12 protein-coding genes are annotated in these 14,336 nt (G+C 63.9%); 4 read left to right on the top strand and 8 right to left on the bottom strand.

What is annotated here, in order from left to right:
• Position 1 precedes the first annotated feature (1 nt).
• Positions 2–1,816, top strand: a complete 1,815-nt coding sequence (locus P9230_RS14155) for an ABC-F family ATP-binding cassette domain-containing protein (RefSeq protein WP_278119567.1) — start codon at positions 2–4, stop codon at positions 1,814–1,816.
• Between the two features lie 16 nt (positions 1,817–1,832).
• Here P9230_RS14155 and P9230_RS14150 read toward each other — a convergent pair whose 3' ends face one another.
• A complete protein-coding gene (locus P9230_RS14150) occupies positions 1,833–2,771 on the bottom strand; it encodes a homocysteine S-methyltransferase family protein (RefSeq protein WP_278119565.1) in 939 nt (312 codons plus the stop codon).
• Between the two features lie 154 nt (positions 2,772–2,925).
• On the opposite strand from P9230_RS14150, the gene P9230_RS14145 reads away from it, so the two are divergent.
• Entirely contained in the window at positions 2,926–3,168 is a 243-nt protein-coding gene (locus P9230_RS14145) for a type II toxin-antitoxin system CcdA family antitoxin (protein ID WP_067002201.1), read from the top strand.
• Entirely contained in the window at positions 3,168–3,470 is a 303-nt protein-coding gene (locus P9230_RS14140) for a CcdB family protein (RefSeq protein WP_278053484.1), read from the top strand. The genes P9230_RS14145 and P9230_RS14140 overlap by 1 nt, the downstream gene beginning before the upstream one ends.
• Positions 3,471–3,481: 11 nt before the next feature.
• Here P9230_RS14140 and P9230_RS14135 read toward each other — a convergent pair whose 3' ends face one another.
• Together P9230_RS14135 and P9230_RS14130 are read right to left on the bottom strand one after the other, a co-directional pair.
• Positions 3,482–5,326, bottom strand: coding sequence for a hypothetical protein (locus P9230_RS14135; RefSeq protein ID WP_278119563.1), 1,845 nt, complete (start codon positions 5,324–5,326; stop codon positions 3,482–3,484).
• Between the two features lie 71 nt (positions 5,327–5,397).
• On the bottom strand, positions 5,398–6,696 hold the full coding sequence (locus P9230_RS14130; RefSeq protein ID WP_095782560.1) for an adenylosuccinate synthase: 1,299 nt from the start codon (positions 6,694–6,696) through the stop codon (positions 5,398–5,400).
• Positions 6,697–6,913: 217 nt separating this feature from the next.
• On the opposite strand from P9230_RS14130, the gene P9230_RS14125 reads away from it, so the two are divergent.
• The gene (locus P9230_RS14125) at positions 6,914–7,804 is read left to right on the top strand and encodes a DMT family transporter (protein ID WP_127247210.1); all 891 of its coding nucleotides are present in this window, start codon (positions 6,914–6,916) and stop codon (positions 7,802–7,804) included.
• Positions 7,805–7,845: 41 nt separating this feature from the next.
• On the opposite strand, the gene serA is transcribed toward P9230_RS14125, so the two are convergent.
• The 5 genes from serA to glmM all read right to left on the bottom strand — a co-directional run bounded on the left by serA (position 7,846) and on the right by glmM (position 14,254).
• Positions 7,846–9,447 (bottom strand): phosphoglycerate dehydrogenase, encoded by a 1,602-nt coding sequence (gene serA, locus P9230_RS14120; protein WP_067001828.1) that lies wholly within the window; start codon positions 9,445–9,447, stop codon positions 7,846–7,848.
• A gap of 67 nt (positions 9,448–9,514) precedes the next feature.
• Positions 9,515–10,690: a phosphoserine transaminase gene (locus P9230_RS14115; RefSeq protein ID WP_127240757.1), complete on the bottom strand. Its 1,176-nt coding sequence runs from the start codon at positions 10,688–10,690 to the stop codon at positions 9,515–9,517.
• A gap of 198 nt (positions 10,691–10,888) precedes the next feature.
• Positions 10,889–11,662: an outer membrane protein gene (locus tag P9230_RS14110; protein WP_095824079.1), complete on the bottom strand. Its 774-nt coding sequence runs from the start codon at positions 11,660–11,662 to the stop codon at positions 10,889–10,891.
• 206 nt (positions 11,663–11,868) lie between these two features.
• A complete protein-coding gene (locus P9230_RS14105) occupies positions 11,869–12,684 on the bottom strand; it encodes an outer membrane protein (protein ID WP_067001819.1) in 816 nt (271 codons plus the stop codon).
• Between the two features lie 217 nt (positions 12,685–12,901).
• The gene (glmM, locus tag P9230_RS14100; RefSeq protein WP_067001816.1) at positions 12,902–14,254 is read right to left on the bottom strand and encodes a phosphoglucosamine mutase; all 1,353 of its coding nucleotides are present in this window, start codon (positions 14,252–14,254) and stop codon (positions 12,902–12,904) included.
• Positions 14,255–14,336 lie beyond the last annotated feature (82 nt).

Raw genomic sequence — 14,336 nt, 5'->3', positions numbered from 1 at the left:
CATGGCCCCGCCTCTTCTCAATCTGGATGGCATAAAACTGACTTTTGGCGGCACGCCGCTGCTCGACGGCGCGGCACTGAGCGCCTCCGCCGGCGAGAAGATCGCGCTTGTAGGCCGCAACGGTTCGGGCAAGTCGACGCTGCTCAAGATCGTCGCGGGGCTGATCGAACCGCAGGACGGCGAAGTATTCCGCCAGCCCTCGGCAACGGTGCGCTACCTGCCGCAAATGCCCGATATGGATGGCTTCGCCAGCGTGCGCGCCTATGTCGAAGCCGGCCTCGGGCCGGCCGACGACCCGCATCGCGCCACTTATCTGATGGAGCATCTCGGCCTGACCGGCGAGGAGCGGCCGAACGACCTTTCCGGCGGCGAGGCGCGCCGCGCAGCACTCGCCCGCGTCATGGCGCCGAAGCCCGATATCCTGCTCCTCGACGAGCCGACCAATCATCTCGACCTGTCGGTCATCGAATGGCTGGAAGAAGAGCTTGCCCGCACCTCGTCGGCCGTGATCCTGATCTCGCACGACCGCCGCTTTCTCGAGCGCGTCTCGCGCGCCACCGTCTGGCTCGACCGCGGCCAGACGCGCCGGCTGGACAAGGGGTTCGCGCACTTTGAGGAATGGCGCGACCAGGTGCTTGAAGAGGAAGAGCGCGAACAGCACAAGCTCGGCCGCCAGATCGTGCGCGAGGAGCATTGGCTGCGCTATGGCGTGACCGCCAGGCGCAAGCGCAACATGCGCCGACTCGGCGAGCTGCAGGCCATGCGCCAGCGTTTTCGCAGCCATCGCGGCGCCGAGGGTTCGGCGACGATGGTGGCAAGCGACGCCGCTGAATCCGGCAAGCTGGTGATCGAAGCCAAAGGCATCGAGAAGAGTTTTGGCGACCTCACCGTGGTCAAGGGCTTTTCGACCCGTATCCAGCGCGGCGACCGTGTCGGCCTTGTCGGGCCGAACGGCGTCGGCAAGACGACGCTTCTCAAGATGCTGACCGGCGAGCTGGCGCCGGATGCCGGCACTGTGCGGCTTGGCGTCAATCTGGAAATCGCAACGCTCGACCAGAAGCGCGAGGCCGTCGACCCGCAGGAGACGCTGGCGAATTACCTGACCGACGGGCGCGGCGAGAACCTTGTGGTCAATGGCGAGCAGCGCCACGTCGTCTCCTATATGAAGGATTTTCTTTTCAAGCCGGAGCAGGCGCGCACGCCGGTGCGCGAGCTTTCGGGCGGCGAGCGGGCGCGACTGCTGCTGGCCCGGGTGCTGGCACGGCCGGCGAACCTTTTGGTGCTCGACGAGCCGACCAACGACCTCGACATGGAGACGCTGGAGCTGCTGCAGGAACTGGTCGCCGGCTTTGCCGGAACGGTCGTCCTGGTCAGCCACGATCGCGATTTCCTTGACCGCACAGTCACCAGCGTGATCGCGCCCAACGGCGCCGGACGCTGGCTCGAATATGCCGGCGGCTATTCCGACATGCTGGCGCAACGCGGCGGCTCGAAGCTGGAGGAGCGCAAGGCAAGGCCGAAGGCTGAAGCGAACGAAGCGACGGCCAGGGCCGAACAGACCAGCGCTAAAAGCCCGGCCAAGAAGCTCTCCTTCAAGCAGAAGTTCGCGCTGGAATCCCTGCCGAAGAAGATCGAGGCGGTGAGCGCGTCCATCTCAAGGCTGGAGAACAATATCGCCGACCCGTCCTTCTACGAGCGCGATCCCGCATCGTTCCAGAAGACCATCGCCGCGCTCGACAAGGAGCGCATCACGCTGGCCTCACTTGAGGAAGAGTGGCTAGAGTTGGAGATGCTGCGCGAGGAGATGGAAGGCTAGCCGCTATAGGCAAGCCTCAGAGGCAGGCCTCGCAGATGGCAGCGATATGGCGTCTGTCGGTGCCGCAGCAGCCGCCGAGCACGGCTATCTGGCCGAAGCGGTCGCGCATGGCGCGGTAGCGCCGGCCGAGGTCGACAGGATCGCCTGGATCGAGTTCGGTCGCCGCATCCAGCTCGGCATGGCTTTTGGCGGAGGCGTTGGCCCGCACGCCGCGAATGCGCCTGATCCAGCGTCCGTCGCCGGCAAGGACGGCGTCGAAATGGCTCGGATGTGCGCAGTTGATCATGAAATATGCGGGAGCGCCGTCCGTTTCGTCGTCAACGGTCTCGATGGCGTCTCTCAGGCTCTCCCCCGAAGGCAGGCGTCCGTCCGTCTCGACGGTAAACGAAATCACCGACGGGAGCCCCACCGCCATCGCGGCACAGGCTATTCCGGCAGCCTCCTGCGCATAGGTCATCGTAATGGCGCTGACCATATCGGCGCTGGCATCGCGGAATGCCTTGACCTGATCGCCGTGATAGGTCTCGGCGTCGGCGGGCGACATGACTGTGTCAACGCGGTAGCCGTCGCCACGGGGCCCGACCACCCCATTGACCAGCACGGTCATGCCACGCGCAACATAGGGCGCAGCCAGCGCCCGCGCCCATGACACTGCCTGCATGTCTATGCCCGACAATGCGACTTTAGAATAGCCGAGCTTTTCGCCCCAGTCCGGATTGGCGCGCCACGTCGGAGTATCGAGCACGAAGCCGACGCCGTGTTTGTCGGCGATGTCGAGATACTGGCGGAAATAGCGGGCCAACGTCGTCCGCCCCTCCTCCTCGCCAAGAAGCGGAAAGGCGGCGAAGCAGGGCAGATCGAGGCCTTCCAGAAAAACAAGTGAGGTCTCGAGGCCGCCATCGGTCAGGAAAACGGCTTCACCCAGCTCACGAACGTCGATCTTCGCACTGGTCATCGCCGTCTTCGGTCAGACCTGCCGCTTGCGCGACTATAGCATTTGAGGGCGAATTTGCCATGCCGGCCCGGTCGCGAAGGTCGCGCTGGTCCAAGCTATCCATTGCAGCACTCGCGTGATGCGCATATTCTATACGCATGTTGCGGAGGCTACCATGCGCAAGATTGCCGCAAATGCGGTCCGCCAGCCGGCAAATCTATCGATCGATTCACAGCTCATGAAGGAAGCCAAGGGGCTCAACGTGAATGTATCTCGTGCCGCCGAAGCCGGGATCGCAGAAGCCGTGGCAGCCGAGAAAACGCGGCTGTGGAAGCTCGAAAACCGCGCCACCATGGATGCCTGGAACGAGTATGTCGACACGTACGGCGTTCCGCTCAAGGAGCATCGGCAGTTCTGATGGCGCGCTATGACGCCTTTGCCGCCAGCGGCATCGAAGGCGGCTACCTCCTCGAGGTTCAATCCGACCTGCTCGACAATTTCAAGACGCGCGTCGTCGTTCCGCTTTTGCCCCTCGCGTCGGCGCCGCCGCCAATGCGGAAGCTGCACCCGGTCTTCGAATTCAATGGACGCAAGCTGGTCATGGCCACCCATCTGATCGCTACGGTGGCTGCGACGGAACTCGGGGAAAACCGTTTCAACCTCGCGAAGCATCACGACGAGATCGTTGCAGCGCTCGACATGCTGTTTCAGGGCTTCTGAGCCGCTCGGCCTCAACCGGACGTCTTCGTCGCCCAGGCCTTCAGCGCCTCATCAAAAACCTTCTCGCCCGGAATGCCCTTTTCCATGGTGAGCAGGGCACGGCGTCCGGTCTTGTAGACCACCGGCACGTCGATCCAGGCCTGCCCCCTGAGCAGCGTCAGGTTGGCGTCCTCGTCGGCCTTGGTGTCGTTGAGGGCGACGAGGAAGAAGCCGTCGGCGATCTTGGCCGGGATGCCGATCAGCGGGCTGCCGGCGTCCTGTTCCGAGCTCTTCATGGCGATGCGCAGGATGTTGTCGACGCCGCCGCCGTCAAACCCTTCCGGCGTCAGGAAGATCATCTCGATGATGTGGCTGGCCGGCAGCGTCTGGTCGGTATTGCGCCGGATGGTCATGCGCAGCTGGATGTCCTTGCCGGGTATCGTCGCCTCGGCGCGGATCGCCGGCTCCGGCGGCAAGTCGCCGCCCGGCGATTCCTGCACCAGCGACCAGACGATGCTGCCGGGCTCGGCGGTGCCCTGCTGCGTGCTGGTGCGCTCCTCATAGAAGATCGCTTTCTGGCCGACCGGCACGGTCGCTTGGGCCGTCGCAGGCGCAGTCCCGGACGCGGGTGGCGGAGTCGTGCCAGCGGCAGGCGGAGTGGCCGCCGCGGCCGGAGGCGTGGTTCCGGCGGCCGGCGCGGGCGGATTGGCGGCGGCACCGGCGGGCGCCGACGGCGTGGTCCCGGCAGGCGGGCTCGCGGGCGGGGTTTGCGCAGCCTGCGGAGTGTCGGCGGCGGGCGGGGTCGCGGCCGGAGTTGGCGCGGCGGGCGGCGTGCCGGCGGCGGGCGCCGGCGTCATCCCAGGCGCGGCTCGCGGCGGCGTGGTCAGCGCGGCGACGGATTCGCCCTCGCCGATGGTGCTCTGGCCGCCAGCCGGACCAGGATCTACTTCCTTGCCCTCGGGCGTCAGCCGCTGGGTGAATTTCGCTGTTTCGGCCGGCTCATTGGCTGCAGCCGCGTTATTGCCCGCAGCCGGCGGCGCGGCCGCCGTCTCGGCGGTCGGCTTTGTCGGGGCGGCAGGCTTGACCAGAGGCTCGGTCGAGACGGTCTGGCTGCTGCCGCCCTTCAAGCCGAGTATGGAGCTGAACGCATCCTTGTTCAGCCAAACGCCGTACCCGCCGCCGGCCAGCACCAGCAATGCGACAACGGCAGCAATCAACCCTCCATAGCTGCGCTTGCGCGGCGCAGGCCGCAGCCGCTGGAAAGTATCGGCCGGCTGCTCGTCATTGGCAAAGACATCGCTGTCCTCGTCCGGTTCGGCGGCGTTCATCCCGGGCAGGCCGACATCGTCCTCGCGCGGCGAGGGCATGGGCGGCGGTGCCGCAGGCACCTTGTGCCAGCCGCCGGGCTCAGTCTTCGTTGCCCCTTGCCAGCTTGGTTCCGTCTTTGCTGCGCCTTGCCAGCTCGGTTCCGCCTTCACCGGCGCCGGTGCGGGCGCCGTCTTGAAGGGCTCCGGCTTGAAGGGCTCCGGCTTGGCTGGTTCGGGCTTCGCCACCGACGGCTGCCGGACGTGGCTCGGCTGGTTCTTGTTGCGGTCGATCGAGGAAAAAATATGTTCCAGCTCCGCCAGGGGATCTTCCGCTGGAGCCGGCTTGGGCGCCGGAGCAGGCTTGGCATACTCGCGCTCGACGCTGGCGACGGCATCTTCGAGCGAACGTTTCTGCTTGCTGATGACCTCGGCCGACAACGGCGGAGAATAGTTCGCGAGTTTCTTCGCCAGCATCTCACGAGCATTCTCGTAAATCCGCTTGCGCAACTCGGGCGAGGGCTCGCTGTGCTTCGCAAGCTGTTTTTTCAGAACACCAACGAAATCTGCCATGCGTCAGTCGACCTGCAATTCTTTCCCGGGCCGGCCGCAAATCAGCCGTAGCGCCTGGAAGCGCTGTGAAACTAGTCTTGAAACGGATCGGTCACAAGTATCGTGTCGTCCCGCTCCGGGCTGGTGGAAAGCAGTGCAACCGGGGCGCCGATCAGCTCCTCGATGTGGCGGACATATTTGACGGCTTGCGCCGGCAGATCGTTCCAGCTCCTGGCGCCGGCCGTCGTTCCCTTCCAGCCTTCGAGCGTCTCATAGACCGGCTCGACGCGCGACTGGGCGCCCTGGCTGGCCGGCAGATAGTCGATCAACTCGCCATCGAGGCGATAGCCGGTGCAGACCTTGATCTCGTCCAGCCCGTCGAGCACGTCGAGCTTGGTGAGCGCGATGCCCTTGATGCCGTTGACGGCCACCGCCTGGCGCACCAGCACGGCGTCGAACCAGCCGCAGCGGCGCTTGCGGCCGGTGACGACGCCGAATTCGTGGCCGCGCGTGCCGAGGAACTCGCCGACCTCATTCTTCTGCTCGGTCGGGAACGGCCCTTCGCCGACGCGCGTCGTATAGGCCTTGGTGATGCCGAGCACATAGCCGATCGCGCCGGGGCCGGTGCCGGAGCCGGCGGCCGCTTGCCCTGCCACGGTGTTGGATGAGGTGACGAAGGGATAGGTGCCGTGGTCGATATCGAGCAGCGTGCCTTGCGCGCCCTCGAACAGGATGCGCGCACCCGCGCGGCGCTTGTCGTCGAGCACCTTCCAGACGCGGTCCATGTAAGGCAGGATCTCGCCGGCCACCGAGGTCAGCTCCTGCATGATCGCCTCCTGGGTCGCTTCCGGATGGCCGAGCCCGCGGCGCAGCGCATTATGATGCGTGAGCAGCCTGTCGACCTTCAGGGGAAGCGTTTCCAAATCCGCCAGATCCATCACCCGCACCGCACGCCGGCCCACCTTGTCCTCATATGCGGGGCCGATGCCGCGGCGGGTCGTGCCAATCTTGGTTCCGGAATTCGAGGCGGCGTCTTCGCGGAACCCGTCCAGCTCCCGGTGCAGCGACAGGATAAGCGCGGTGTTTTCGGCGATTTTCAGGCGTTCGGGCGTCACCTCCACGCCCTGCTCCTTGAGCTTCTTGACTTCCGCGACGAAGGCGTGCGGATCGAAGACCACCCCGTTGCCGATGATCGACAGCTTGCCCTCTCTGACCACGCCGGACGGCAAGAGCGAAAGCTTGTAGACCTTGCCGTCGACGACCAGGGTATGACCTGCATTGTGGCCGCCCTGGAAGCGCACGACCACGTCGGCGCGCTCCGACAGCCAGTCGACGATCTTGCCCTTGCCTTCGTCGCCCCACTGCGAGCCGACGACCACCACATTGGCCATGTTCTTTTCCCTTGAGATGCCGCCTTAGCGGCTTGAAACGACAGGCCTCTATAGCCTCATGTGCAGGCCGATGCGACCCCTTCTTTGTCCCCGAAACCACCCAGGGCACAACAAACCAGGCACAACAAATTCCGGCTTTCGCATCATTTACTTGCCCTCGCCATCGCAATAGGCCGGCATCCTTCTTCCACCGCGCCTGCCGGTCCAGGATTAAGCGATGCATCGAGCCGCCTATCTGTTCCTGCTCTCCACCATGCTGCTGTGGGGCGGCAATTCCGTGGCCGGCAAGCTTGCCGTCGGCCATGTGTCGCCGATGACGTTGGTTTTCCTGCGCTGGGTGCTGGCGGTGCTGATCATGCTGCCCGTCGGCTGGCGGACGTTTCGCGAGGACTGGCCTGAACTGCGCCGGCATTGGCTGCTGGTCGCCGGCCTCGGCGCCTGCGGCTTCACGATGTTCAACGTCATCTTCTACACGGCGCTGAACTACACGACCGCCATCAATGTCTCGATCGAGCAGGCCGCCATACCGATCGTCATCATCCTTGCCAACTTCGTGCTGTTTAGGCTGCACGTGCAGCGCCTGCAGATCGTCGGCGTCGCGCTCACCATCCTCGGCGTCGCCCTGACCGCTAGCCATGGCGACCTCGGTCAGCTGCTGAAGCTCGAGCTCAATTTCGGCGACGCCATCATGCTGGTCGCGGTCCTCTGCTACAGCCTCTATTCGGTGGGGCTGCGCCTGAAGCCGGCCGTCCGCTGGCAAAGCTTCATGCTGGCTCTGTCGCTCGCCGCGCTTTTGACCTCGGTGCCGTTCTTTGTCTGGGAAGTGGCGGCGGGCCGCGTCATCGTCCCGGACGCGCGAGGATGGGCGGTCGCGTTCTACACCGCGCTCGGCGCGTCCGTCGTCTCGCAGATCTTCTACATCAAGGGCAACGAGCTGATCGGCGCCAATCGCGCCGGACTGTTCATCAATCTGGTGCCAATCTTCGGCACCCTGCTTTCGGTGCTGATCGTCGGCGAGCAGTTCCAATTCTATCAGGGTCTTGCGCTTGCGCTCGTGCTCGGAGGCATCGCGCTGGCCGAATACAGTGGCAGCAGGGCCGTTCTGTAGGGGAAATTCCCCGCATGCCGAAGCATGCGGGGCATGATCTTTCAGGCGGCGCCGACATCGAAGTGCAGCGGTTTGGCCGAATCGATCGATTGGTGCGCCCGCAGTTGATCGAGCACCCTTTCCGGGAAGGGTGCGTCGAGATAGAGCAGCGCGATCGCATCGCCGCCCGGCCGGTTGCGGCCGAGCTGGAAGTTGGCGATGTTGACGCCGTTCTCACCGCAGACGGTGCCGAGCAGGCCGATGATGCCGGGCGCGTCGGCATTGGTCGTGTAGAGCATGTGCTGGCCGACCTCGGCATCGAGGTTGATGCCCTTGATCTGGATGAAGCGCGGCTTGCCGTCCGAGAAGCAGGTCCCGGCGATCGAGCGCGTCATATGCTCGGTCTTGACGGTGAGCTTGATGTAGCCGTCGAAGACGCCAGATTTGTCGCGCTTGACCTCGGCGACGATAATGCCGCGCTCCTTCACCATGATCGGCGCCGACACCATGTTGACGTCGGAGACCTGCGGCCGGATCAGGCCGGCAAGAGTGGCGCTCACCAGCGCGCGCGTGTTCATCGTCGCGGTCGAGCCGTCGAACAGTATCTCCACCTCCTTGATCGGATCTTCGGTGACCTGGCCGACAAAGGCGCCGAGCACCTCGGCCAGCTTGACGAAGGGTTTCAGTCGGGGCGCTTCCTCGGCGGTGATCGACGGCATGTTGATGGCGTTGGAAACGGCGCCCTTGATCAGGTAATCGGCCATCTGCTCGGCCACTTGCAGCGCAACGTTCTCCTGCGCCTCGGTGGTCGAGGCGCCGAGATGCGGGGTTGCCACGACATTCTGCATGCCGAACAGCGGATTGTTCTCCGCCGGCTCGGCCTCGAAAACATCGACGCCGGCGCCGGCCACCTTGCCGCTCTTCAGTGCCGCGACCAGGTCGGCCTCGACGACCAGCCCGCCGCGCGCGCAATTGATGATGCGCACGCCGTCCTTCATCTTGGCGATCGCGGCCGCATCGATGATGTTGCGCGTCTTGTCGGTCAGCGGCGTGTGCAAGGTTATGAAGTCGGCGCGCGCGAAAAGCTCGTCGAGCTCGACCTTCTCGACGCCGAGCTCTTCAGCGCGGCTGTCCGACAGGAACGGATCGAAAGCCACGACATGCATCTTCAGGCCGACGCCGCGCGTCGCGACGATCGAGCCGATATTGCCGCAGCCGATCACGCCCAGCGTCTTGCCGGTGATCTCGACGCCCATGAAGCGGTTCTTCTCCCATTTTCCCGCATGAGTCGAGGCGTTGGCCTCCGGGATTTGGCGCGCCAGCGCGAAGATCATCGCAACGGCATGCTCGGCCGTGGTGATCGAGTTGCCGAAGGGCGTGTTCATCACGATGATGCCCTTGCGGCTCGCCGCCGGAATGTCGACATTGTCGACGCCGATGCCGGCGCGGCCGACGACCTTGAGCCTGGTGGCGGCATTGATCAGCTTCTCGGTGACCTTGGTCGCCGAGCGGATGGCGAGGCCGTCATACTGGCCGATCACTTCGAGAAGCTTTTCCTTGTCCTTGCCGAGATCGGGCAGGTAGTCGACCTCGATGCCGCGGTCCTTGAAGATCTGCACGGCGGTGGTTGAAAGTTTATCCGAGACGAGAACGCGGGGCGCCATGGCGGCCTCCTTGAAGAATGGGATTGATCCGTTTGGGATCGGCGGCCCGAAGGCCGCCGCGAATGACTCAGGCGGCCGCTTTCAGCGACGCCTTCTGCATGGCGAAGGCCCAGTCGAGCCAGGGCAGCAGTGCTTCGAGATCGGAGGTCTCGACGGTCGCGCCGCACCAGATGCGAAGGCCGGGCGGCGCATCACGGTAGGAGCCGATGTCGTAGGCGACATCTTCCTTGTCGAGCGTCGAGACGATACCTTTGGCGAAAGCCGCCTGACCGTCGGCATCGAGCGCCGCCACGTCCGGATCGGTGAAGGACAGGCACACGGAAGTGTTTGAGCGCGTCGCCGGATCGACGGCCAGATGGCCGAGCCACGACGACCTAGCCACGAACCGGTCCAGCACCGCGGCGTTGGCGTCGGCGCGGGCGATCAGCGCTTCCAGGCCGCCGATCGACTTCGCCCATTGAAGCGCATCGAGATAGTCCTCGACGCACAGCATCGACGGCGTGTTGATGGTCTCGCCCTTAAAGATGCCCTCGATCAGCTTGCCGCCGGAAGTCAGGCGGAAGATCTTCGGCAGCGGCCAGGCCGGCTTGTAGGTTTCCAGCCGCTCGACGGCGCGCGGGCTGAGGATCAGCATGCCGTGCGCGCCCTCGCCGCCCAGCACCTTCTGCCAGGAGAAGGTGACGACGTCGAGTTTATCGAAGTCGAGCCGCTGCGCGAACGCCGCCGAGGTGGCGTCGCAGATGGTGAGACCCTTGCGGTCGGTCGGAATGAAATCGCCGTCCGGCACGCGCACGCCGGAGGTCGTGCCGTTCCAGGTGAAGACCACGTCGCGATCGAAATCGATCTGCGTCAGATCCGGCAACACGCCGTAGCCGGCCTCGAACTTGCGCACATCGGCGAGCTTGAGCTGCTTGACGACATCGGTCACCCAGCCGGAACCGAAACTTTCCCAGGCGACCATGTCGACGCCGCGCTCGCCAAGCAGCGACCACAGTGCCATCTCGACCGCGCCGGTATCGGATGCCGGCACGATGCCGATCCGGTAGCCGGCCGGGACCTTGAGGATTTCGCGCGTCAGCTCGATCGCCTGCTCGAGCTTGCCCTTGCCGATTTTGGCGCGGTGAGAGCGTCCGAGCGCAGCAGCTTTCAGCGCCTCGACCGACCAGCTGGGGCGTTTTGCACAGGGACCTGAGGAGAAATTGGGGTTTGCCGGACGGAGTCCGGGCTTGGTAAGCGTCGTCATCGTGGTCTATCCTTCCAGATAGTGGCCCCTCGTTGGGGAGGGGTGGCCCACGGACGGCGATATGCTTTCAGCCTTCCGGCGTCAAGAGCAAAGTTTTTGTCGCTGTCGGGATATTTGTCTGACGGCACCACGCGCCGGAAACGAAAAAGAACGGCGGACCCGTTCGACCCGCCGGCGGCAATTTCCGAGTTCCCTCGCTTACCAAAGATCGTAGCGCAGCCCGAGCTTGACCTGGTGATTGCTGATCCCCTTTCGGATCGAGTAGGAGGTCAGGCTGTCGGCTGTCGCATATTCAGCATCAGGCGCTGAGAAATACTGATATCCCAGATCTATCAGCACATTCTTTGAGACCTGGTAAGCAAAACCTGCATTCAAGGTGTACGCAAGTGAATACTTCGTCTTGTTATCGGTTTGGGTGAAATCATCGGAGGGATCAGCGTTGTCGGTGAAATAGCTCGCTGAAAGATTGTACTTGCTCCGCACAATGCCGAGACCCGCTCCAACATAAGGTGTAACGCCGATATAGGTACCAAGGTCGACGTAACCGTTGAGAATGCCCGAGAATGCATAATTCTTGAGGGTCGCGGATGCCACGGTTGCGGTGGCCGGCGGTGTCACGATCAATGTGTCATCGTAGCCGACACTGACCCTGTTGCCCGGCAGATAACCGAAATTGAAATCAGCACGCAGGTAATCGGTGAAATGGTAGCCGAAGCCTATACTCGCAAAGATCGGGTCTTCTTTGTCGCTGAAGCTCCCCGGCGGGGAGGCGAAATCCTCATTCCTGAAGCTCTTCTCCACCAGATAGGAGACGTCGCCGCGGAGGTACCAGCCGGAGCCTACCTCGACCGGCTGATAATCCGGCGCCTGATCGACATAGATCGGCGGATCGTAGTCGGCCGACACCGCCTGTGTCGCCGGCATCAGCACGATTGCGGCGAGCGCCAGTGCGATACACGATTTTGATGTCATGGTCCCCGGCTCCTGAGATTGGCGCCAGTCGCGAACGCGAGCACAGCTGCCGTTTCAGGAGCATTGTTAACCATAGTGGTTAAGTGCCGGTTAAGGATAACAGGGGGTTACCGAATTGATTTCGATGCTGTTTTACCGGCCACCCACAAAAGAAAATCGCCCGGCTGGCGCCGGGCGATTGGCAGAATTTCAGGATCTCGAAGCGGCTACTTGGTGTAGATCGGCTCCGGCTCAGGCTGGTAGGCCACCGGTGTAGTGCACCCATTGTTGCCGCCGAATTGGTAGCGCAGACCGCCGCGCACCTCATGCGTGTTGATGCCGTGGTCGAACCCCGGCCCGGAACTCGTCGAATCGAACTCGAACATGCGCCCGCCCTGGATGTGAGTGAAGCGGTAGCCTGCGTCGAGGATCACCCTGTCGGTCAGGCAGTAGGAAGCGCCGGCCATGAGCGCATAGGCGAAGCGCCAGTTGGACGAACCCGGGTTGGTTTCGGTGGTGTTCGGATCGTGGACCGTGTCCCACTTGACGTGCGCGCCGCCGATGCCGGCGCCGACGTAAGGCGTGATGCCGTGATAGGTGCCGATGTCGACATAGGCATTGGCCAACAGCAGCAGCGCGCTCATCCTCGACACCTCGGTGGATGTCGTGACGAGGTCCGAGGTCTGGCCGTTGAAGTCCGACTTGAACCAATAGTCGGCCGTCAGATCGGTTCGGAAGTAATCGTTGATCTTGTAGCCGACGCCGCCGCCGAGCGAGAAACCGCCCTTCAGCTTGCCGAAATCGAAATCGTTAGTGCCGGGCGGTGGCCCGTATGTAATGTAGTCGATGCCGCGCAAGGTCGACTTGTGGTAGTCGATGTCGCCGCGAATATACCAGCCGCCAACGTCGATCGGCTGAGCCTCGACCACCGGCGGCGGAGCTTCCTCCACCGGCGGTGGTTCCCCCAGGTCGGCGGCGAGGGCCGGTCCGGCCACTCCCGCCAACAGCGCGGCAAACAGTGCCATTCTTGCGGTATCGAACATGCTGTCACCCCTAAGAAGCCTCGGGACGACATCGCCCGAAGATGAACCTCGGCGTGGATAATGAATTGCAAAGGTTAAAAGCCGTTTAACCGTACCGATTAACCACGAATGCCTACAATTTTAGAGGGTATACCGTTGTCCGGGGGTGTTGCGCGCGCGCGAAAAAGCCCGCCTGGCGGCGGGCTTGCAGGTGCGATCGTCCGCTTTGCGGCGGCGATCAGGCGGCGCTGCGGGTATCCGAAATGATGCCGACGATCTCGTTGACGACGGCCTCGACCAGCTGCGGATCGTCGCCTTCGGCCATGACGCGGATGAGCGGCTCGGTGCCGGACGGCCGGATAACGAGGCGGCCGGCCTTGCCCAGGCGGTTGCGCCCTTCCTCGATGGCTGCCTTGACCGGCGCCTCCTCCAGCGGCTTGCCGCCGGAGATGCGGACGTTCTTCAGAAGCTGAGGCACCGGCTCGAACTTTTTCGACAGCTCGCTGACCGGCCGGTTCTGCCGCTTGATGCAGGCCAGCACCTGCAGCGCCGAAACCAGGCCGTCGCCGGTGGTCGAGAAATCGGACAGCACAATATGGCCGGACTGCTCCCCGCCGACATTGAGGCCGTGCGCGCGCATGTGCTCGACGACATAGCGGTCGCCGACCTTGGTGCGGTGCAGCTGCAGCTTCATGTCGCCAAGGAAACGCTCAAGACCGAGATTGGACATCACCGTCGAGACGACGCCGCCGCCGGCCAGCCGTCCGCTCTGGTGCCAGGACTCGGCGATCAGCGCCATGATCTGGTCGCCGTCGACGATGGCGCCGTTCTCGTCGACGATGACCACACGGTCGGCGTCGCCGTCGAGCGCGATGCCGATATCGGCGCGCACCTCGTGCACCTTCTTCTGCAGGCCGGCCGGATGGGTCGAGCCGCACTCCTTGTTGATGTTGAAGCCGTTCGGCTCGACATTGATGGCGACCACCTCGGCGCCGAGCTCCCACAGCGCCTCCGGCGCCACCTTGTAGGAGGCGCCGTTCGCGCAATCGACGACGATCCGAAGCCCGGAAAGCGACATCGAGCGCGGCAGCGTGCGCTTGGCGAATTCGATATAGCGGTCGTGGACGCCGTCGACGCGCTTGGCACGCCCCAGCCCGTCGGAATCGGCAAGCGACAACTCGATGTCCTTGTCGAGCATGCCTTCGATTCGCTCCTCGATCTCGTCGGAGAGCTTATAGCCGTCGGGGCCGAACAGCTTGATGCCGTTGTCGTAATAGGGGTTATGCGAGGCCGAGATCATCACCCCGATGTCGGCGCGCAGCGAGCGCACCAGCATGGCGACCGCCGGTGTCGGAATCGGCCCGAGCAGGAACACGTCCATGCCGGCGGCGCACAGGCCTGACACCATCGCGTTCTCGATCATGTAGCCGGAAAGCCGCGTGTCCTTGCCGAGCACGACGCGGTGCCGATGGTTGCCCCGCTGGAAAGAAAGGCCGGCGGCCATACCCACCCGCATGGCCACCTCGGCCGTCATGGGAAACTTGTTGGCGCGTCCGCGAATGCCGTCGGTGCCGAAATACTGCCCTGCCATACCTGCCAAAGTCCCCGTCGGTTTCAGCCGCCCGTATTGCCACATTTGGGCCGCATCCGATCATCACGTTTCGTGATTATAT

Source organism: Mesorhizobium sp. WSM4887 (assembly GCF_029625865.1).
Lineage (GTDB): Bacteria > Pseudomonadota > Alphaproteobacteria > Rhizobiales > Rhizobiaceae > Mesorhizobium.
This window is presented reverse-complemented; position numbering and strand designations above follow the sequence as displayed.